General features: G+C 73.2%; 15 protein-coding genes and 2 pseudogenes. 4 read left to right on the forward strand and 13 right to left on the reverse strand.

What is annotated here, in order from left to right:
• Positions 1-143 precede the first annotated feature (143 nt).
• Positions 144-1,283 carry a molecular chaperone DnaJ gene (gene dnaJ, locus ACZ7IF_RS18370; protein WP_007263998.1) on the reverse strand — a complete coding sequence of 380 codons (1,140 nt, stop codon included), beginning with the start codon at positions 1,281-1,283 and terminating at the stop codon, positions 144-146.
• Entirely contained in the window at positions 1,284-2,300 is a 1,017-nt protein-coding gene (hrcA, locus tag ACZ7IF_RS18375; protein WP_007263999.1) for a heat-inducible transcriptional repressor HrcA, read from the reverse strand.
• A gap of 160 nt (positions 2,301-2,460) precedes the next feature.
• Between hrcA and ACZ7IF_RS18380 the strand changes: the two genes are divergently transcribed.
• Positions 2,461-3,192 (forward strand): MBL fold metallo-hydrolase, encoded by a 732-nt coding sequence (locus ACZ7IF_RS18380; protein WP_470972306.1) that lies wholly within the window; start codon positions 2,461-2,463, stop codon positions 3,190-3,192.
• A 28-nt stretch (positions 3,193-3,220) separates the two neighbouring features.
• Positions 3,221-4,030, forward strand: coding sequence for a DUF3097 domain-containing protein (locus tag ACZ7IF_RS18385; protein WP_470972308.1), 810 nt, complete (start codon positions 3,221-3,223; stop codon positions 4,028-4,030).
• Here ACZ7IF_RS18385 and ACZ7IF_RS18390 read toward each other — a convergent pair.
• From ACZ7IF_RS18390 to lepA, 4 genes and pseudogenes are all read right to left on the reverse strand, one after another.
• Positions 4,008-4,603: pseudogene (locus ACZ7IF_RS18390) on the reverse strand (Uma2 family endonuclease). The gene ACZ7IF_RS18385 and the pseudogene ACZ7IF_RS18390 overlap by 23 nt on opposite strands.
• A 71-nt stretch (positions 4,604-4,674) precedes the next feature.
• Positions 4,675-5,907 carry a radical SAM family heme chaperone HemW gene (gene hemW / locus ACZ7IF_RS18395; RefSeq protein WP_470972310.1) on the reverse strand — a complete coding sequence of 411 codons (1,233 nt, stop codon included), beginning with the start codon at positions 5,905-5,907 and terminating at the stop codon, positions 4,675-4,677.
• 56 nt (positions 5,908-5,963) lie between these two features.
• On the reverse strand, positions 5,964-7,856 hold the full coding sequence (locus tag ACZ7IF_RS18400) for an AMP-dependent synthetase/ligase (RefSeq protein WP_470972312.1): 1,893 nt from the start codon (positions 7,854-7,856) through the stop codon (positions 5,964-5,966).
• 192 nt (positions 7,857-8,048) lie between these two features.
• On the reverse strand, positions 8,049-9,914 hold the full coding sequence (gene lepA, locus ACZ7IF_RS18405) for a translation elongation factor 4 (protein WP_470972314.1): 1,866 nt from the start codon (positions 9,912-9,914) through the stop codon (positions 8,049-8,051).
• Positions 9,915-10,124: 210 nt separating this feature from the next.
• Here lepA and rpsT point away from each other — a divergent pair, with 210 nt between their 5' ends.
• Positions 10,125-10,385 (forward strand): 30S ribosomal protein S20, encoded by a 261-nt coding sequence (rpsT, locus tag ACZ7IF_RS18410; protein WP_030030523.1) that lies wholly within the window; start codon positions 10,125-10,127, stop codon positions 10,383-10,385.
• A gap of 351 nt (positions 10,386-10,736) precedes the next feature.
• Here the strand turns inward: rpsT and holA are convergent, their stop codons facing one another.
• Positions 10,737-11,723: a DNA polymerase III subunit delta gene (gene holA, locus ACZ7IF_RS18415; protein WP_470972316.1), complete on the reverse strand. Its 987-nt coding sequence runs from the start codon at positions 11,721-11,723 to the stop codon at positions 10,737-10,739.
• Positions 11,724-11,784: 61 nt separating this feature from the next.
• Between holA and ACZ7IF_RS18420 the strand changes: the two genes are divergently transcribed.
• Positions 11,785-12,027, forward strand: coding sequence for a hypothetical protein (locus ACZ7IF_RS18420; protein WP_385771612.1), 243 nt, complete (start codon positions 11,785-11,787; stop codon positions 12,025-12,027).
• A gap of 35 nt (positions 12,028-12,062) precedes the next feature.
• On the opposite strand, the gene ACZ7IF_RS18425 is transcribed toward ACZ7IF_RS18420, so the two are convergent.
• From ACZ7IF_RS18425 to ACZ7IF_RS18450, 6 genes and pseudogenes are all read right to left on the reverse strand, one after another.
• The gene (locus ACZ7IF_RS18425; RefSeq protein WP_470972318.1) at positions 12,063-12,944 is read right to left on the reverse strand and encodes a YceI family protein; all 882 of its coding nucleotides are present in this window, start codon (positions 12,942-12,944) and stop codon (positions 12,063-12,065) included.
• 136 nt (positions 12,945-13,080) lie between these two features.
• Positions 13,081-15,501, reverse strand: a pseudogene (locus tag ACZ7IF_RS18430) (ComEC/Rec2 family competence protein); the annotation flags it as partial.
• Positions 15,498-16,496: a ComEA family DNA-binding protein gene (locus ACZ7IF_RS18435; RefSeq protein ID WP_470972320.1), complete on the reverse strand. Its 999-nt coding sequence runs from the start codon at positions 16,494-16,496 to the stop codon at positions 15,498-15,500. The gene ACZ7IF_RS18435 and the pseudogene ACZ7IF_RS18430, both read right to left, overlap by 4 nt.
• Positions 16,497-16,596: 100 nt before the next feature.
• Positions 16,597-17,442: a DegV family protein gene (locus ACZ7IF_RS18440; RefSeq protein ID WP_470972322.1), complete on the reverse strand. Its 846-nt coding sequence runs from the start codon at positions 17,440-17,442 to the stop codon at positions 16,597-16,599.
• 152 nt (positions 17,443-17,594) lie between these two features.
• Positions 17,595-18,392, reverse strand: a complete 798-nt coding sequence (locus tag ACZ7IF_RS18445) for a hypothetical protein (RefSeq protein ID WP_470972324.1) — start codon at positions 18,390-18,392, stop codon at positions 17,595-17,597.
• Positions 18,393-18,527: 135 nt separating this feature from the next.
• Positions 18,528-19,989 (reverse strand): class I tRNA ligase family protein (locus ACZ7IF_RS18450; RefSeq protein WP_470972326.1); only part of this gene is annotated, 1,462 nt, incomplete at its 5' end.

The raw sequence follows: 19,989 nt of genomic DNA on the forward strand, positions 1-19,989 counted from the left end.
CCACCGCGCCGAACCGTCGCATTCGCCTGGCATAGTCCGCTTCCCCGGCGTGTCCGGGAATCGCCCCGGGCGGTTCCCGGGAAGCGCCGAGCCCGGTCCGGGGCGTCCCCGGACCGGGCTCGTACGAGTGCCTCAGGCCGGCCTCAGCGGCCGTTGAACGCGTCCTTCAGGCGGCTGAACAGGCCCTGCTGGCCGGGGGCGAACTGGCCCATCGGCCGCTCCTCGCCGCGCAGCTTCGCGAGCTGGCGCAGCAGCTCCTCCTGCTGGGCGTCCAGCTTGCCGGGGGTGGTGACCTCGACGTGGACGATCAGGTCGCCGCGGCCGCCGCCGCGCAGGTGGGTGACGCCCCGCCCGTGCAGCGGGATGGCCTGGCCGGACTGGGTGCCGGGCCGGATGTCGATCTCCTCCATGCCGTCCAGCGTCTCCAGCGGGCACTTGGTGCCCAGGGCGGCGGCCGTCATGGGGATGGTGACCGTGCAGTGCAGGTCGTCCCCGCGCCGCTGGAAGGTCGGGTGCGGCAGCTCGTGGATCTCCACGTAGAGGTCGCCGGCGGGGCCGCCGCCGGGGCCGACCTCGCCCTCGCCCGCGAGCTGGATCCGGGTGCCGTTCTCGACACCGGCGGGGATCTTGACGGTGAGGCTGCGGCGGGAGCGGACCCGGCCGTCGCCCGCGCACTCGGGGCACGGGGTCGGGACCACGGTGCCGAAGCCCTGGCACTGCGGGCAGGGGCGCGAGGTCATGACCTGGCCCAGGAAGGACCGGGTGACCTGCGAGACCTCACCGCGGCCGCGGCACATGTCACAGGTCTGCGCCGAGGTGCCGGGGGCGGCGCCCTCGCCGGAGCAGGTGCCGCAGACGACGGCCGTGTCGACCTGGATGTCCTTGGTCGTGCCGAAGGCGGCCTCGTCCAGTTCCAGGTCCAGGCGGATCATGGCGTCCTGGCCGCGGCGGGTCCGCGAGCGCGGGCCGCGCTGCGAGGCCTGGCCGAAGAAGGCGTCCATGATGTCGGAGAAGTTGCCGAAGCCGCCCGCTCCGAAGCCGCCCGCGCCGCCACCGCCGCCCGAGGAGGACAGCGGGTCGCCGCCGAGGTCGTAGACCTGCTTCTTCTGCGGGTCCGAGAGGACCTCGTAGGCCGCGTTGATCTCCTTGAAGCGCTCCTGCGTCTTCGGGTCCGGATTCACGTCCGGGTGGAGTTCACGGGCGAGCCGGCGGAAGGCCTTCTTGATCTCGTCCTGCGATGCGTCGCGGCGCACGCCGAGTACGGCGTAGTAGTCCGTGGCCACTTACGACTCCGCCAGGATCTGTCCGACGTAACGTGCCACTGCGCGTACCGCTCCCATCGTTCCGGGGTAGTCCATGCGGGTCGGTCCGACCACGCCGAGTTTGGCGACTGCTTCGCCGCCCGAACCGTAGCCGACGGACACGACCGACGTGGAGTTGAGTCCCTCGTAGGCGTTCTCGTGACCGATGCGTACGGCCATCCCCGACTCTCCGGCCTCGCCCAGCAGCTTCAGGAGCACGACGTGCTCCTCCAGCGCTTCGAGGACGGGCCTGATCGTCAAGGGAAAATCATGTCCGAAGCGGGTGAGGTTGGCGGTGCCGCCGATCATCAGCCGCTCCTCCGCCTCCTCGGCCAGCGTTTCGAGAAGGGTCGCGAGGACGGCCTTGACGGTCGCCCGGTCGTCGATCTCGAACGACTCCGGAAGGTCCTGCACCAGCTGCGGCACGTCGGTGAAGCGACGGCCGACGACCCGGCTGTTCAGACGCGCCCGCAGGTCGGCGAGGGAGTTCTCGCCGAAGGGGGTCTGGGTGTCGACCAGGCGCTGCTCGACCCGCCCGGTGTCGGTGATCAGTACGAGCATCAGCCGGGCCGGGGCCAGCGACAGCAGCTCGACGTGCCGCACGGTGGAGCGGGTCAGCGACGGGTACTGGACGACGGCGACCTGGCGGGTGAGCTGCGCGAGCAGCCGTACCGTGCGGCCGACGACGTCGTCGAGGTCGACGGCGCCGTCGAGGAAGTTCTGGATGGCCCGGCGCTCGGGCGTCGACAGCGGCTTGACGCCCGCCAGCTTGTCGACGAAGAGGCGGTAGCCCTTGTCCGTGGGGATCCGGCCGGCGCTGGTGTGGGGCTGGGCGATGTAGCCCTCCTCCTCCAGCACGGCCATGTCGTTGCGCACGGTGGCGGGCGAGACGCCCAGCCTGTGCCGCTCGGTGAGGGCCTTGGAGCCGACGGGCTCCTCCGTCCCGACGTAGTCCTGGACGATGGCGCGCAGTACCTCGAGTCTGCGTTCACTGAGCATCGCGCACACCTCCGGATGCGGTCGGTCGTCGGTCTGGCCGTCGGGGGCCGGTCCTGGCTTGCTGGCACTCTGCGCGTGTGAGTGCCAGAGATCCCCCGGTCAGTGTACGGCCGGGTAGTACGCCGCAGGCAAGGGCGGCCCGCCAGGGTAGCGTCACCGCATGGACGTGCATTGGGAAGAGACGGGTTGGGAAAGGGTCACCGGACGGGTCGGCCGACGGCGGCTCCCGGTGTGGGACTGCACGGTGGGGCTGGTGGTGGGGGACGAGTCGGTGCTGCTGATCGACCCCGGATCGTCCGTGCGCGAGGGTGCGCAGGTGCGGGCCGAGGCGGAGCGGCTGACCGGTCGCCGCGTGACCCATATCGCATTCACCCACGGACATTTCGACCACGTGCTGGGCGGGGCCGCCTTCGCGGGCGCCGAGTTCTTCGGGGCGGTCGGCCTGGACCGGCTGCTGTCGACCCCGACGGGCCGCGAGGAGGTGCGGGTGAGCGCGTTCCGGCAGGGTCTGGCGGAGGCGGAGGCCACGGAGGCGGCGGACCTGCTCCAGGCGCCCCGGCACCTGGTGTCGGGCGAGTGGACCCTGGAGCTGGGCGGGGTGCAGGTGCTGCTGGCGAACGTGGGGCCCGCGCACTCCGAGCACGACCTGGCGGTCTTCGTGCCGGGCGAGCGGGAGGCGGTGTTCTGCGGGGACCTGGTCGAGGAGTCGGGCGAGCCCCAGGCGGGCTCGGACGCGGTGCCGGGCCAGTGGCCGGCCGCCCTGGACCGGCTGTTGTCGCTGGGCGGGGACGACGCGGTGTACGTACCGGGTCACGGAGCGCTGGTGGACGCGGACTTCGTGCGTGCGCAACGCGCCACACTGGCGGCCCGGTTCGGCGTGTCGGGGGCGTGAGGGCGCCGGCTCTCCTAGTGTCGGCCGGATGCGTGAGTACTCCCCCGACCTGACCCCGCAGTGGAAGCGCGCCAAACCCGTGCCGGAGGTGCCGGCGGATCCGGACCTGGTGGTCGAGGTGGCGGGTACGGACTTCTGCGGCGCGGTGGTGGCCTGCGAGTCGGGCACGGTGACCCTGGAGGACCGCTTCGGCAAGCGCCGGGTGTTCCCGCTGGAGCCGCGCGGCTTCCTGCTGGACGGCGCGGTGGTGACCCTGACCCGCCCCTCGCGGGGCCCGGCCGCGCCGGCCCGTACGGCCTCGGGCTCGATCGCCGTCCCGGGGGCGCGGGCGCGGGTGGCGCGGGCGGGGCGGATCTACGTGGAAGGGCGCCACGACGCCGAGCTGGTCGAGCGGGTCTGGGGCGACGACCTGCGGATCGAGGGCGTGGTGGTGGAGTACCTGGAGGGCGTCGACGACCTCGCGGCGGTGGTCGCGGAGTTCGCCCCGGGGCCCGATGCCCGTCTCGGCGTCCTGGTGGACCATCTGGTGCCGGGCTCGAAGGAGTCCCGGATCGCGGCGTCGGTGACGGGGCCGGACGTGCTGGTGGTGGGCCACCCGTACGTGGACGTCTGGCAGGCCGTGAAGCCGTCGGCGCTGGGCATCCGGGCGTGGCCGGAGGTGCCGCGCGGCCAGGACTGGAAGACGGGCGTCTGCCGGGCGCTGGGCTGGCCTGAGAACACGGGTGCCGCCTGGCGGCACATCCTGTCCCGCGTGACGTCCTACCGCGACCTGGAGCCGACGCTGCTGGGGCGGGTGGAGGAGCTGATCGACTTCGTCACGGATACCGGTGGGGCCTGACCCCCTGGAACGTACCGAAGTCGCTCGTGTCCAGCTCGATGCCGAGCGGCTCCAGCAGCAGCGGCTCGCCGAACTTCGTGACCCGTTGCGCACGGTAGTCGGCGTCGTCCCCCTTGCCGACGGGGACGGTCAGCAGGACACACTGCCCGACGACCGGGTCGACGATCAGGTAGCGGGCACCCGGCCCGCGGCATGGATCGAACGCTTGACCACGTAGTCCCTGTCGGCGCTGGTCTTGGACACGACCTCCACCACCAGCGTGATCAGCTGCGACGGCAGAAGGCGGCCCGACCCCGGGTGTGCCCGGCGATCCGGGACCACCAGGTCGGGCACGGGCTCGCTCGCCTCGTCGACGATGTCGACGTCCTGCGTCTGGAGCCGCGCCCACCGCTTGCGCGGGATCCGGTCCTGCACGTCCTCCACGATCAGGTTGTGCACCAGATCGGGACTGGCCATCATCACGATTTCCCCACGGAGGAGCTCGACCTTGACTCCGTCGGGAGGCTGGAACCCCTCGAAGAACTTGGCCATCCCACGCTCGTCCACAGCGGTCATCTCCGTGGTCCTCCACATCCGCCGCGTACCGTCGGCGGCAGCCTAGGCAGCAGGGGCACGGTTACGGGGGGATTCACCCGCGCGGGAGATCAGTCCACCAGGTCCCGCACCACCGCGTCCGCCAGCAGCCGCCCGCGCAGGGTCAGGACCGCCCGTCCGGCCTCGTACGGGGCCGGCTCCAGCAGGCCGTCGGCCAGGGCTCGGCGGGAGGCCGTCAGGCCCGCGGGGGCCAGCAGGGACAGCGGGACGCCGTCCACCAGGCGGAGCTCCAGCAGGATCCGCTCCACGCGGCGGTCCTCCGCCGACAGCAGCTCGCGCCCCGCGCCCGGGGAGCGGCCCTCCGCGAGGGCGGCCGCGTAGGCGCCGGGGTGCTTCACGTTCCACCAGCGCACCCCGCCCACGTGCGAGTGGGCGCCGGGGCCGGCGCCCCACCAGTCGGCGCCGCGCCAGTACAGCTCGTTGTGCAGGCAGCGCCCGGCTTCGGAGGTGGCCCAGTTCGACACCTCGTACCAGGAGTACCCGGCCTCGGCCATGACCTGGTCGGCGATCAGGTACCGGTCGGCGTGCACGTCGTCGTCGGTCATCGGGACCTCGCCGCGGCGGATCCGGCGGGCCAGCTGGGTGCCTTCCTCGACGATCAGGGCGTACGCGCTGACGTGGTCGGGGCCGGCGCCGAGCGCGGCCTCCAGGGAGGCCCGCCAGTCGTCGTCGGACTCGCCGGGGGTGCCGTAGATCAGGTCGAGGTTGACGTGCTCGAAGCCCGCCGCGCGCGCCTCGGCCACGCAGGCCTCGGGACGGCCGGGGGTGTGGGTGCGGTCGAGGACCTTCAGGACGTGCTGCTTCGCGCTCTGCATGCCGAAGGAGATCCGGTTGAAGCCGCCTGCGCGCAGCTCGGCCAGGTACGCGGGGTTCACGGACTCCGGGTTGGCCTCGGTGGTGACCTCGGCGTCCTCGGCCAGCCCGAACTCGTCGCGGATCGCCGCGAGCATGCGTACGAGGTCCCCGGCGGGCAGCAGCGTGGGCGTGCCGCCGCCGACGAAGACGGTCCGCACGGCGCGCGGGTCGTCGCCGAGCACCTTGCGGGCGAGGCGGACCTCGTCGATCAGGGTGTCGGCGTAGTTCTCCCGGGAGGCGAGCACGCCGCCGGTGCCGCGCAGCTCGGTGGCGGTGTAGGTGTTGAAGTCGCAGTACCCGCAGCGGGTGGCGCAGTACGGGACGTGCAGGTAGAACCCGAGCGGCCGCTCCCCGGCGCCCTCCAGGGCGTGCGACGGCAGCGAGCCGTCTTCGGGCATGGGGTCACCATCGGGCAGTGCGGAAGGCATGAGCCCATTGTCCCGCACCGCCCCATGGTCGTTTACGCCCCCGGCCCGGGCCGGCCTCAGGCCTCCCGGGAGCCCTCGTACATCTCCTCGATGAGGTGCTTGAACTCACGCTCGACGACCGGCCTCTTCAGCTTGAGGCTGGGGGTCAGGTCGCCGTGCTCGACGTCGAGGTCGCGCGGCAGGATCCGGAACTTCTTGATCGTCTGCCAGCGCTGGAGGTTCTCGTTGAGGGTCTGTACGTAGGTCTCGATCAGGCGGCCGGTCTCCGCTGCGGCGAGGACCTCGCCGTACGTCCTGCCCTCCAGGCCGTTCTCGGCGGCCCAGCCCAGGATGGCGGGCTCGTCGAGGGCGATCAGGGCGGAGCAGAAGTTCCGGTCGGCGCCGTGGACGACGATCGTCGACACGTACGGGCAGATCGCCTTGAACTGGCCCTCGATCTCCGCCGGGGCGACGTACTTGCCGCCGGAGGTCTTGATCAGGTCCTTCTTGCGGTCGGTGATGCGCAGGTAGCCGTCCGGGGAGAGCTCGCCGATGTCGCCGGTGTGCAGCCAGCCGTCGCTCTCCAGGACCTCGGCGGTCTTCTCGGGCTGGCCGTGGTAGCCCTGCATGATGCCGGGGCCGCGCAGCATGACCTCGCCGTCGTCGGCGATGCGGACCTCGGTGCCGGGGAGCGGCTTGCCGACCGTGCCGGTGCGGTAGGCCTCGCCGGGGTTGACGAAGGAGGCCGCGCTGGACTCGGTGAGGCCGTAGCCCTCCAGGATGTGGATGCCGGCGCCGGAGAAGAAGTAGCCGATCTCGGGGGCCAGGGCGGAGGCGCCGGAGACGGCGGCGCGCAGGCGGCCGCCGAAGGCCTCGCGGAGCTTGGAGTAGACGAGCGCGTCGGCGATCTTGTGCTTCGCGGAGAGGGCGAGGGGCGCGGTGGCCCGGCCGGTGCGGCGGTAGTTGTCCTGGGTGACCTTGGCGTACTCGCGGGCCACGCCCACCGACCACTGGAAGATCTTGTACTTGGCCCCGCCGCCGGCCCGGGCCTTGGCGGCCACGCCGTTGTAGACCTTCTCGAAGATGCGCGGGACGGCCGCCATGTAGGTGGGCTGGACGACCGGCAGGTTCTCGATGATCTTGTCGATGCGGCCGTCGACGGCCGTGACGTGCCCGACCTCGATCTGACCGGAGGTGAGCACCTTGCCGAAGACGTGGGCGAGCGGCAGCCACAGGTACTGGACGTCGTCCGAGTGGATCATGCCGGTGGCCACGGTGGCCTTGGCCATGTACGACCAGTTGTCGTGCGGCAGGCGGACGCCCTTGGGGCGGCCGGTGGTGCCGGAGGTGTAGATGAGGGTGGCGAGCTGGTCGGGGGTGATGGCCGCGATCCGCTCCTTGACCGCCGCGGGATGCTTGGCGAGGTGCTCCTTGCCGCGCTCCTCCAGCTCGGCGAGGGAGAGCACCCAGCCCTCCGGATCGCCCTCGGCCGGGACGGCGTCGGCCGCCTCCAGAACCACCACGTGGGCCAGGTCGGGCAGGTCGGCGCGGCGCTCGCGGGCCTTGGCCAGCTGCTTGGCGTCCTCGGCGATCAGCATCCGGCTCTCGGAGTCCGAGAGGATGAAGGAGGACTCCTCGGCGTTGGTGCTGGGGTAGATGGTGGTCACCGCGCCGCCGGCGCACATCACGCCGAGGTCGGAGAGGATCCACTCGACCCGGGTGTTGGAGGCGAGCGCGACCCGCTGCTCGGGGCGCAGGCCGAGGGCGATGAGTCCGGCGGCGATGGCGAAGACCCGGTCGGCCGCCTGCCCCCAGCTGAGCGACTTCCAGTCGTCGGGACCGCCCTCGCGGCCGGCCGCGGCCACGGGGAAGCGGTAGGCCTCCGCGTTCGGCGTGGCGGCGACGCGGTCAAGGAAGAGGGCCGCCACGGTGGGCGGACGGTTCTCGATCAAGGTCTGTGTGTCGCTCACGGACGTCCTCCGGACCACGCGGCAGGGCCTGTTCGGGCATGACTACGGGCATGACTACGGGCTTGTAACTGGCGAGTAACCAATGCTCAGAGTAGGGGGCCTCCGGCTGGCGCGTAAGAGCCAACCGGCGGCCGATTCATAACGAAAGAGGCCCCCGAGCGTACGCTCGGGGGCCTCTTTCGCATACAACGGCTACTTCTTCTTGCCGCCGGACTCGTCGCTGGACAGGACGGCGATGAAGGCCTCCTGCGGAACCTCCACGGAGCCGACCATCTTCATCCGCTTCTTGCCTTCCTTCTGCTTCTCCAGCAGCTTCCGCTTACGGGAGATGTCACCGCCGTAGCACTTGGCGAGGACGTCCTTGCGGATGGCGCGAATGGTCTCGCGGGCGATGACGCGGGAGCCCACGGCGGCCTGGATCGGCACCTCGAAGGCCTGCCGCGGGATGAGCTCTCGCAGCTTGGCGACCAGGCGCACGCCGTAGGCGTAGGCGGCGTCCTTGTGGCAGACGGCGGAGAAGGCGTCGACCTTGTCGCCGTGCAGCAGGATGTCGACCTTGACCAGGCTGGAGGCCTGCTCGCCGGTGGGCTCGTAGTCGAGGGAGGCGTAGCCGCGCGTCTTGGACTTCAGCTGGTCGAAGAAGTCGAACACGATCTCCGCGAGGGGGAGCGTGTAGCGGATCTCGACGCGGTCCTCGGAGAGGTAGTCCATGCCGAGCAGGGTGCCGCGGCGCTGCTGGCACAGCTCCATGATCGCGCCGATGAACTCGGTCGGCGCGAGCACGGTGGCCCGTACGACCGGCTCGAAGACGTCCTTGATCTTGCCTTCGGGGAACTCGCTCGGGTTGGTGACGGTGACCTCCGTGCGGTCCTCCATCACCACCCGGTAGACCACGTTGGGCGCGGTGGCGATCAGGTCGAGGCCGAACTCGCGCTCCAGGCGCTCGCGGACCACGTCCAGGTGCAGCAGGCCGAGGAAGCCGACGCGGAAGCCGAAGCCGAGCGCCGCCGAGGTCTCGGGCTCGTAGACGAGCGCGGCGTCGTTGAGCTGGAGCTTGTCCAGGGCCTCGCGCAGCTCCGGGTAGTCCGAGCCGTCGAGCGGGTACAGGCCCGAGAAGACCATCGGCTTCGGGTCCTTGTAGCCGCCGAGGGACTCGGTGGCGCCGCCCGTCTGCTGGGTGATGGTGTCGCCGACCTTCGACTGGCGGACGTCCTTCACGCCGGTGATCAGGTAGCCCACCTCGCCGACGGACAGGCCGTCGGCCGGCAGCATCTCGGGCGAGTTGGTGCCGATCTCCAGCAGCTCGTGGGTGGCGTTCGTGGACATCATCCGGATGCGCTCGCGCTTGTTGAGCGTGCCGTCGACCACACGGACGTACGTGACGACGCCCCGGTAGGAGTCGTAGACCGAGTCGAAGATCATCGCGCGGGCGGGGGCGTCCTTGACGCCGACCGGGGCCGGGACGGTCTCGACGACGCGGTTGAGCAGGGCGTCGACGCCGAGGCCGGTCTTCGCCGAGACGCGCAGGACGTCGTCGGGGTCGCAGCCGACCAGGTTCGCCAGCTCCTCGGCGAACTTCTCCGGCTGGGCGGCCGGCAGGTCGATCTTGTTCAGGACCGGGACGATCGCGAGGTCGTTCTCCATCGCCAGGTACAGGTTGGCGAGGGTCTGGGCCTCGATGCCCTGGGCGGCGTCCACCAGCAGGATCGTGCCCTCGCACGCGGCGAGGGAGCGCGAGACCTCGTAGGTGAAGTCGACGTGCCCGGGGGTGTCGATCATGTTCAGGATGTGCGTGGTGCCCGTGCCCGCGCCCTCGGTGGGGCTCCAGGGCAGACGGACCGCCTGCGACTTGATCGTGATGCCGCGCTCACGCTCGATGTCCATGCGGTCGAGGTACTGGGCACGCATCTGCCGCGAGTCGACGACACCGGTGAGCTGGAGCATCCGGTCGGCGAGGGTCGACTTGCCGTGGTCGATGTGCGCGATGATGCAGAAATTACGGATCAGCGCCGGGTCGGTACGGCTCGGCTCGGGCACGTGGCTGGGGATGGCGGGCACGCAGTGTCCTGATTCTCGGGTCGCTGTCGGATCTGCTGTCGGATCGGTACGCAGACTTGTACGCAGACTCCCATGGTCCCATGGACGCGGGGATGCGCTCGGTTTGGGCCGGTCGCAGCGCGCCTGGTAGCCTGGGTGGCTGTGTCTCGCATGCCCTCTCAGCAGACGTGACACATCCGGAAAATACTCTGAACCTGAAAAGGCTCTTTCGTGGCGAACATCAAGTCCCAGATCAAGCGGAACAAGACCAACGAGAAGGCTCGCCTTCGCAACAAGTCGGTCAAGTCCGAGCTGCGCACCTTCATCCGCAAGGCCAACGAGGCGATCCTCGCGGGCGACGCGGAGAAGGCCACCGCTGCGGCCCGCCTGGCTTCCAAGAAGCTGGACAAGGCCGTCTCGAAGGGTGTCATCCACAAGAACGCCGCCGCCAACAAGAAGTCGGCGCTGGCCTCCAAGGTTGCCGCCATCTGAGTTCCGCACTCGATGTGAACGCCGGGACGGACCCAGCGGGCCCTCTCTTCCGCTCCTGACCGGCACCCCGCGCCGCACGCGGCCTGCGTTCGCCACGCGGGTGCGGCGCACACAGCAGTGACCGAAGGCCCCGGCCCCCACCCTTCCCCAGGGCGGAGGCCGGGGCCTTCGCGTGTCCGGCCCCGCCCGCGTTTGATGCGCGGGGGTCTGGGGGCGGAGCCCCCAGAAGGGGTCCGGGCGCAGCCCGGGGAACGGTGGAAGGGCGGGTAGGGGACCTTGCCCGCGCAGCGGCGCCCTCACCGGCACCGGCACCGGCACCGGCACCGGCACCGGCACCGGCACCCGAACCGCCTAACGCCCCCGCGAGGCCCGCGCCACGGCCACGACCGCCTTCTCCAGCGCGTACTCCGGGTCGTCCCCGCCGCCCTTGACCCCCGCGTCGGCCAGCGCCACGGCACGCAGCGCGTCCGCGACGCCGTCCGCCGACCAGCCCCGCATCTGCTGCCGGACCCTGTCGATCTTCCACGGCGGCATGCCGAGGTCCCGCGCGAGGTCGCCCGGACGGGCCCCGCGCGGGGCGGAGGCGAGCTTGCCGATGGCCCGGACCGCCTGCGCCAGCGCGCTGGTGATCAGAACGGGGGCCACGCCGGTCGCGAGGGACCAGCGGAGGGCTTCGAGGGCCTCCGCGGCCCGGCCCTCGACCGCCCGGTCGGCGACCGTGAAGCTGGACGCCTCCGCGCGGCCCGTGTAGTAGCGGCCGACCACGGCCTCGTCGATGGTGCCCTCGACGTCCGCGCACAGCTGCGCCGCCGCGCTCGCCAGCTCGCGCAGGTCGCTGCCGATCGCGTCCACCAGCGTCTGGCACGCCTCGGGGGTCGCCGAACGCCCCAGGGTCCGGAACTCCCCGCGCACGAACGACAGCCGGTCGGCCGCCTTCGTCATCTTCGGGCAGGCGACCTCGCGGGCACCCGCCTTGCGCGCCGCGTCCAGCAGGCCCTTGCCCTTGACCCCGCCCGCGTGCAGCAGGACGAGGGCGATCTCCTCGTACGGCTCGGCGAGATAGGCCTTGACCTCCTTCACCGTGTCCGCACCCAGGTCCTGCGCGTTCCGCACGATCAGGACCTTGCGCTCGGAGAACAGCGAGGGGCTGGTCAGCTCCGCCAGCGTGCCGGGCTGGAGCTGGTCGGAGGTGAGGTCCCGTACGTCGGTGTCGGCGTCGGCCGCGCGGGCGGCCGTCACCACGTCCCGCACGGCGCGGTCGAGAAGCAGGTCCTCCTGCCCCACCGCGAGGGTGAGCGGGGCGAGCGGATCGTCGGTGGGGTTCTTCCTGGTGGCCATCGCCCCCAGCATCCCACGCCGCACTGACAGCGCCCCGCGCCCGGTGCCCGAGAATGGTCGGGTGAACGTGCGACATGTACTGGTCCTGCCCGACCGCGACGCCGCCGAGGAGGTGGCCCAGGAGGTCGTGGACCGCTTCGGTCTCCCGGAGGAGCCCCAGCTGGTGCGCGACGCCCTCGCCGGCGAGGACGACGCCGAGGACGCCCAGTGGCTGGTGGTCGTCGAGGACCCCCGGGAACGGCTCGACGCCACCTCGCTGGACGAGCTCGCCGCCGAGTACGAGGGCTGGCTGGAAGCGCCGTAGGGCGGCGCGCCCGCGCCCGCCGCCCATGCCTACGCCTACGCCTTGTGGACGATCTGCACGTCCAGCTCCACTTCCGCGCTCGGCCCGATCGCCGCGATCCCCTGCGCCAGCACCGACTGCCAGTTCAGCGCGAAGTCCCCGCGGTTCAGCTCGGCCGTGGCGCGGCAGGCGGCACGCGGCTCGCCCTCCAGGCCCGTTCCGTGGCCCAGGTACTGGGTGTCGAGGGTGACCGAGCGGCTGACCCCGTGGAGGGTGAGGGCGCCCGCGACGGCCCAGCGGCTGCCGCTGCGGTGGATGAAGCGCTCGCTGTAGAACTCCACCCGCGGATGCCGGGCCGCGTCCAGGAAGTCGGCGGACCGCAGGTGGTCGTCCCGCATGCGCATCCCGGTGTCGATGCTCGCCGCGTCGATGATCACGTGCATGGAGGAGTCCTCCATGCGCTCGGCTATCCGCACCGCGCCCGCGAAGGTCGTGAACCGGCCGTGGATCCGGGCGAAGCCGATGTGCCGGGCGGTGAAGGCGATCGACGAGTGCGTCGGGTCGAGCTCCCAGTGCCCGGGCTGAGGCAGCAGCGGCGGCTCCACCGAGTCCAGGATGATCTCCGCCGTGCCGGGCTGCGCCGGGTCCCCCACCAGCGTCGCCCCGTGGAAGGGCGCGTAACCCTCGGCGGTGACGGAGAGCCGGTACTCGCCCTCCGGCATGGCCGCCGTGAACCCTCCGTAGGGATCCGTCTCCCCGCTGACGACCCGTCGGCCGATCGGGTCGGTGACCTCGAACTTGGCCTGTCGGATGGGCTGGTGGACCGTGTCGAGCACCCGGCAGCTCAACAGCCGCGCCGTGTGCGGCAGTGTGAGAGTCGCGGATGTAGTCGAAGCGGCACCGCTGGTCGTCTCCATCCCCCGTCGGCGACCGAACATGGCTAGTGCACCCCCGTGCTGTGTGGACTTGGACCGTTCTGGCGAAGACGCATTCGATCATGCTGTCGGGTTGTGGGCAAACAGAGCGGTCGCGCCCGGTATGACCACGCGCTTTCGGACGCCGTCCGGCTGGAAACGCACGCATGCGCGCACCGCTTCCGGAGACCGCCACGGAGCCGTCCTCGTCGGTGCGCAAAACGGCCGCCCCATGGGCCCTGAGCTGCGCGATCGTGCCGGGAGCGGGGTGCCCGTAGCGGTTGCCGGCACCGACGGGGACGATCGCCAGGCGCGGCCGGACCCGGTCCTGGAGGCCGGGGTCCTGGTGCGCCGATCCGTGGTGGGCGACCTTGAGCACGTCCACGGGGCCCAGCTCCGGATGCTCCCTCAGAAGTGCTTCCTGGGAGGGCGGTTCGAGGTCCCCGAGCAGCAGCAGCGTCAGACCCGAGGTGCGCACCAGCAGGGCGACGCTCGCGTCGTTGGGCCCCTCCGGCGGCGGAGCCGTCGCCGACGGCCACAGCACCTGCCACTCCAGCGGCCCGGTCCGGCGCCGCTCCCCCGGCACCGCCGGCACGACGGGCACCCCGGCCCGCGCCGCCGCCCGCCGGACCGAAGCCGCCTGCGCGGCCGGCTCCTCCAGCACGGTGGTTTCGATCACACCCACGGACCGGCCCCGCAGCACCCCGGAAACCCCTCCCACGTGGTCGGCGTGAAAGTGCGTCAGCAGGAGCAGCGGGATCCGGCTCACGCCCAGGGCGCGCAGGCAGTCGTCGACCGGCCCAGGTTCGGGCCCGGCGTCGACCACGACGGCCGTACCGGGGCCGGCGGCGAGCACGGCGGCGTCGCCCTGGCCCACGGCGCACTGGACGTAGCTCCAGTGCGGGGGCGGCCAGCCGGTGACCGTACGGATCAGCTGCGGCGGCCGCAGCACCGCGACCAGCAGGAGCACGGCCACGGCGGCACAGGCCCCGCGCCGCCGCCCGAACCGGGCCCCGAGTCCCACCGCGGCCAGCGTGACCGCGCCCAGCAGCAGCCCGCCCGCGAGCCCGCCCGGCCAGGGCAGCTCCGCCCCCGGCAGCCGGGCCCCACCCCGCGCCACGGCGGCGATCCACCCGGCGGGCACCCCCGCGCACCGGGCGAGCAGCTCCGCCACGGGCATGGACACCGGGGCCGTGGCCAGGGCCGCGAAGCCGAGCACGGTGGCGGGGCCCGCCGCCAGCTCCGCCAGGAGGTTGCAGGGCACGGCGACCAGGCTCACCCGGGCGGAGAGCACCGCCACCACCGGAGCGCACACGGCCTGCGCCGCGAGGGCCGCCCCCAGGGCGTCGGCGAGGCGGGGCGGCGTCCCCCGCCGCCGCAGGGCCCCGCTCCAGCGCGGCCCGAGGGTGAGCAGCGCCCCGGTGGCCAGCACCGAGAGGAGGAACCCGGCGCTGCGGGCGAGCCACGGGTCGTACAGCACCAGCAGCAGCACGGCCCCGGCCAGCGCCGGGATGAGGGACCTGCGCCGCCCGGTGGCGAGGGCCAGCAGGGTGACCGCCCCGCAGGCGGCGGCCCGCAGCACGCTCGGGTCGGGCCGGCACACCACCACGAAGGCCAGCGTCAGCGCCGCCCCGCCCAGGGCGGTGGCCCGCAGCGAGAGCCCCAGCCGGGGCGCGAGCCCGCTCCGCTCGGCGTGCTGCGCGCGGGCCGGGGACCCGATCAGCAGATACAGCACCACGGTCAGGTTGGAGCCCGAGACGGCCAGCAGGTGCAGCAGGTCGGTGGCCCTGAACGCCTCGTGCAGCTCGGGCGGGACCCGGGAGGTGTCCCCGACCACCAGCCCCGGCAGCAGGGCCCTGGCGTCCCCCGGGAGCCCCTCGGTGGCCTCCCGCAGCCCGGCCCGCAGCGCCCCCGCGAGCCGCTGCGCCCGGTCGGGGCCGCCCGTCACCCCGGGCGGGGTGTCCCCGGCCGGGCGGAGGAGGGCCACGGCCCGCTCCCCGTCCCGCGCCGGCGCCAGCCGGGCCACCACCGCGACCCGGGTCGAGGGCTCCAGCCGGGCCCACCCCGGATGCCCGGCCAGCACCCGCACGGGGGTCTCCACCCGGGTCCGCGTCCCGTCGGGGCCGCTCACCCCGGTCAGCACCGCGTCCAGCACCACCACCGGCGGCCCGGCCCCGCCCCGGGCCACCCGGGGGTCCGAGCCGACGGTGAGCTCCGCGCGCACCCGGGCGTGTTCCCCGGCCAGCCGGGCCACGGGCCCCGCCCGCGCCTCGGCCCGCTCCAGCCCGGCCACCCCCGCCCCGGCGGCGGCGCAGAGCAGCGCGGCGGCCACGGCCGGTCCGACCCCCCACAGCGGCTGCGACCCGCGAAGGCCTGCGAGCAGCAGCACCCCCGCCGCGGCCGCCGCGAGCCCCGCCCCGACGGCGCTCCACCCGCCCGGTACCCCGAGCGCCAGCGCCGCCGCACCCCAGGCCGCCACGGCCGGCACCGCCAGCCGCAGGTCCACCGGCCCGGCCCGCTCACCCCCGGCCCGCTCGCCCCCTGCCCGCTCCTCCCCGGCCGGCTCCCCGGCGGCGCTCACGGCCGCACCAGCCTTCGCAGCTCGGCGAACCTGCGCTCGCCGATCCCGTCGACCTGCCGGAGGTCCTCCACGGCCCGGAACCCGCCCCGGGCGGTGCGGAATTCGACGATGTTCCGGGCGAGCACGGGCCCCACCCCGGGCAGCCCGTCCAGCTGCTCGACCGTCGCGCTGCCGAGGCTCAGCGGACCGGCCCCGCCGCCCGCACCCGCACCGGGGGCCGGCCCGCCCGCGGCCGGGTGCGCGGTGGCCCCCACCAGCACCTGTTCGCCGTCCACCAGGACCCGGGCCCGGTTGAGCCCGGTGGTGTCCGTGCCCGGCCGCACTCCCCCGGCGGCGGCCAGCGCGTCCTCCACCCGCGAGCCGCTGGGCAGTCTCCGCACACCGGGGTCGCGCACCTTGCCGCCGACGTCCACCACGATGCGGGCGCCCCCACCGGCCGGGGCCGCCGACGGCACCGGGGCGGGAGGGGCGGAGCCGGGCCCGAGCACGGCCGGGGCCGTCACCGGCTGCGGCCGGCCCGACCAGTACTGCTGGGCGGCGAAGCCGACCGCCACCACCAGCACCACCGCCACGGCGGCCACCGTCCTCGGCTCCACCCCGCACCGGACCTGCACCCACACCGGCAGCCGCTCCCGCAGCGCCAGCCTCCGCGCCTCCCCGTCCCCCAACACCCCCACCGGCACATCCACCGCACCCGGGGGATCCACCACACCGGGCGGATCCACGACACCGGGCGGATCCGCCACCCGCAGGGCCCCGGTCTCCTCCCCCGTCCCCGGCGTTCCGCCCGCCAGCAGCGCCTCGGCCCTGCGCCGCACCTCGGCGGGGTCGGGCCGGGGCCGGGCGCGGGCGCGCCGGCCGTGCCGGAGCCTGCCGTCGGACCGGCGCACCCGCCCGGGCCCGCTGCCGCCGCCGGAGGCGTGCGCGGACGAGGAGGAGGTTCCGGGGGGAGACGCGGGAGAAGGACTACCTGGAGTACGCGTTCGAAGAGTCATGCCCCCGAAGCTAGGGCCGATCCCCCGACCACCGCTCGGAGCACTCGATTCCGGTGGAAAACCGCTCGGTTGTGGACAACCCCGCCACCCGTTCCGGTGATCAGCGGGGCGAGATGACCGCCGCCAGCAGCCCCGGCCCGGTGTGCGCGCCGATCACCGCGCCGACCTCGCTGACGTGCAGCTCGACGAGGCCGGGGATGCGCTCGCGCAGCCGCTCGGCGAGCTTCTCGGCCCGCTCCGGGGCCGCCAGGTGGTGGACGGCGACGTCGACGTGCCGCGCCCCGGCCCGTTCGACGGCCAGCTCCTCCAGCCGGGCGATGGCCTTCGAGGCCGTGCGCACCTTCTCCAGCATCTCGATCCGCCCGCCGTCCAGGGTCAGCAGCGGCTTGACCGCCAGCGCTGAGCCGAGGAGGGCCTGCGCGGCCCCGATCCGCCCGCCGCGCCGCAGGTAGTCGAGGGTGTCCACGTAGAAGTAGGCCGACATCTCCGCGGCCCGCTTCTCGGCGGCGGCCACGGCCTCGTCGGCGGACCCGCCGGCCTCGGCCGTCTCGGCGGCGGCGAGGGCGCAGAAGCCGAGGGCCATGGCGACCATGCCGGTGTCGACGACGCGGACCGGCACGGGCGAGGTCTGGGCCGCGACCACGGCGGCGTCGTAGGTGCCGGAGAACTCGGCGGACAGGTGCAGGCTCACGATGCCGGTGGCACCGGCCTCCGCGGCCGCCCGGTAGGCCCGTACGAACTGCTCCGGGCCCGGGCGGGAGGTGGTGACCGGGCGGCGCTTCTGCAGCGCCGCGGCGAGGCTGCGGGCCGAGATCTCGGTCCCCTCCTCAAGGGCCTCGTCGCCCAGGACCACGGTCAGGGGGACGGAGGTGATCCCGTGCCGCGCCATCGCCTGCGGGGGCAGGTAGGCCGTGGAATCGGTGACGATCGCGACATGGCGGGACATGAGCCGGAGGTTACCGGCAGAGGTGGTGTTCCGGCAGCCCGGGCCGCCCCGCGCCCCGGACCACCCTGAGCCGTGCCTTCCGGATCAGGCCGGGCTCGCGGCGACCGGCACCTCTCCCCGGTCCGGCCTGATCCGGAAGACACGGCCTGGGATCAGGTGGTGGCCTCCGGCCTGGGGGCCTTCTGCCAGGGGTACGCCGCCGCCGGAGCGGAGGGGTCCAGCGCCGGCCGCTCCGGCTCCGCCGCCCGCGCCGCTTCCCCGGCCCGCTGCGACGGCTGGGCCGGCCGCGCGCCCTGCTCGGCACCCGCAGCCGCTCCCGGGGCCGCACCCGGGCCGCCCGCGGCCGCCTGGCCCGCGTCCCAGGCCGCCGCCGCGGCCGCCAGGTCGTCGACCGACTCCCGGGACCAGTCCCGCAGCGCGTCCGACTCGACCTCGATCTGCTCCGAGAGCATCGCCAGCTCGTCGTCCGCGAACCGCCGGGCGCGGTCACGCGCCGCCCACCGCAGCGAATCGGCCGACTTCGTGATCTTGAGGGTGCGCTCCCGCAGCTCGGGCATGCGCTCCGCGATCCGCTTGCGGTCGGGCTCCTGCTCCAGCCGCTTCAGCTCGTCGTCCAGCTCGTGCCCGTGCCGGCTCAGCCGCTCGAAGAGGGCGACGGACTCCTGGAGCGAGCTGTCCGACTGCACCCCCTGGTAGAGGGCGGCCTGGGTGGCGCGCATCGAGTTCCGCAGGTCGAGCCGCAGCTGCGCCAGCGAGCCGGCGACCCCGGTCTGACCGATGCTCCTGGCCTTCAGGGTGGTGTCCTCCACCGTCCGGCGGGCCTGCGTGATCGTCCGGTCCACGCCGCGCTTGGCCGCGCCGACCGCCTTGACCGTGGCCCAGGCGCCCAGCCCCAGGAAGGCGAACAGCACCACCAGGGCAAAGATGATGATCAACGCGCCTACCTCCATGAGGTTCCCTTCCCCGGCTTGTTCCCGTCCCCCCCACCGTAAACGCCACGGGCAGGCCAGGGGTTCCAATCGAACCCCCAACCTGCCCGTACGGGATCACCCCGAGGAGCCGGCCCGCTCAGGCCGCCGGCCACCTCAGATGACGATGTTCACCAGCTTCGGCGCGCGCACGATCACCTTGCGGATCTCCGCGCCGCCCAGGGCCGCGACGACGCCCGCGTCGGTGACGGCCAGCTGCTCCAGGTCGGCCTCCGAGATGCTCGGCGGCACCTCCAGGCGCGCCTTGACCTTGCCCTTGACCTGGACCACGCAGGTGACCGTCTCGTCCACGACGTACGCCGGGTCCGCGACCGGGAAGTCCTGGTGGACCACCGAGTCGGTGTGGCCCAGGCGGTGCCACAGCTCCTCGGCGATGTGCGGCGCCAGCGGGGCGACCAGCAGCACCAGGCGCTCGGCCACGGACCGCTCCAGCGGGCGGCCCGCCTTCGTCAGGGCGTTGTTCAGCTCGGTGATCTTCGCGATCGCCGTGTTGAAGCGCAGGCCCGCCATGTCCGAGCCGGCCCCGTCGATGGCCTTGTGCAGGGCGCGCAGGGTGGCCTCGTCGGGCTCGCCGTCGACGACGGTGACCTCGCCCGTCTCCTCGTCCACGATGTTGCGCCACAGGCGCTGCAGCAGGCGGTACTGGCCGACGACGGCGCGGGTGTCCCACGGACGCGAGACGTCCAGCGGGCCCATCGCCATCTCGTACAGGCGCAGGGTGTCCGCGCCGTACTCCTCGCAGATCTCGTCGGGCGTGACGGCGTTCTTCAGGGACTTGCCCATCTTGCCGTGCTCGCGCTTGACGGGCTCGCCCTGGTAGAACCAGCCGCCGTCGCGCTCCTCGACCTCGGCCGCCGGGACGTACACGCCGCGCGCGTCCGTGTAGGCGTACGCCTGGATCATGCCCTGGTTGAACAGCTTGTGGAACGGCTCGGCCGACGAGACGTGGCCCAGGTCGAACAGCACCTTGGACCAGAAGCGGGCGTACAGCAGGTGCAGCACCGCGTGCTCGGCGCCGCCCACGTACAGGTCGACGCCGCCGTGCGGCGCGCCCTCGCGCGGGCCCATCCAGTACTGCTCGATCTCCGGGTCCACCAGGGCGGACGCGTTGTCCGGGTCCAGGTAGCGCAGCTCGTACCAGCAGGAACCGGCCCAGTTGGGCATGGTGTTGGTCTCGCGGCGGTAGGACTTCACGCCGTCGCCCAGGTCCAGCTCCACGTTGACCCACGCCTCGTTGCGCGACAGCGGGGTCTCCGGCTTGGAGGTGGCGTCGTCGGGCTCGAAGGTGCGCGGCGAGTAGTCCTCGACCTCCGGCAGCTCCAGCGGCAGCATCGACTCGGGCAGGGAGTGGGCGACGCCGTCCGCGTCGTAGACGATCGGGAAGGGCTCGCCCCAGTACCGCTGGCGGCTGAACAGCCAGTCGCGCAGGCGGAAGTTGACGGTGCCCTCGCCGATGCCGCGCTCCGACAGCCAGTCGGTGATGGCGGCCTTGGCCTCGACGACGCCCAGGCCGTCCAGGGAGACGCCCTCGCCGGCGGAGTTCACCAGCTTCGCCTTA

The organism is Streptomyces sp. NPDC037421, assembly GCF_055602105.1.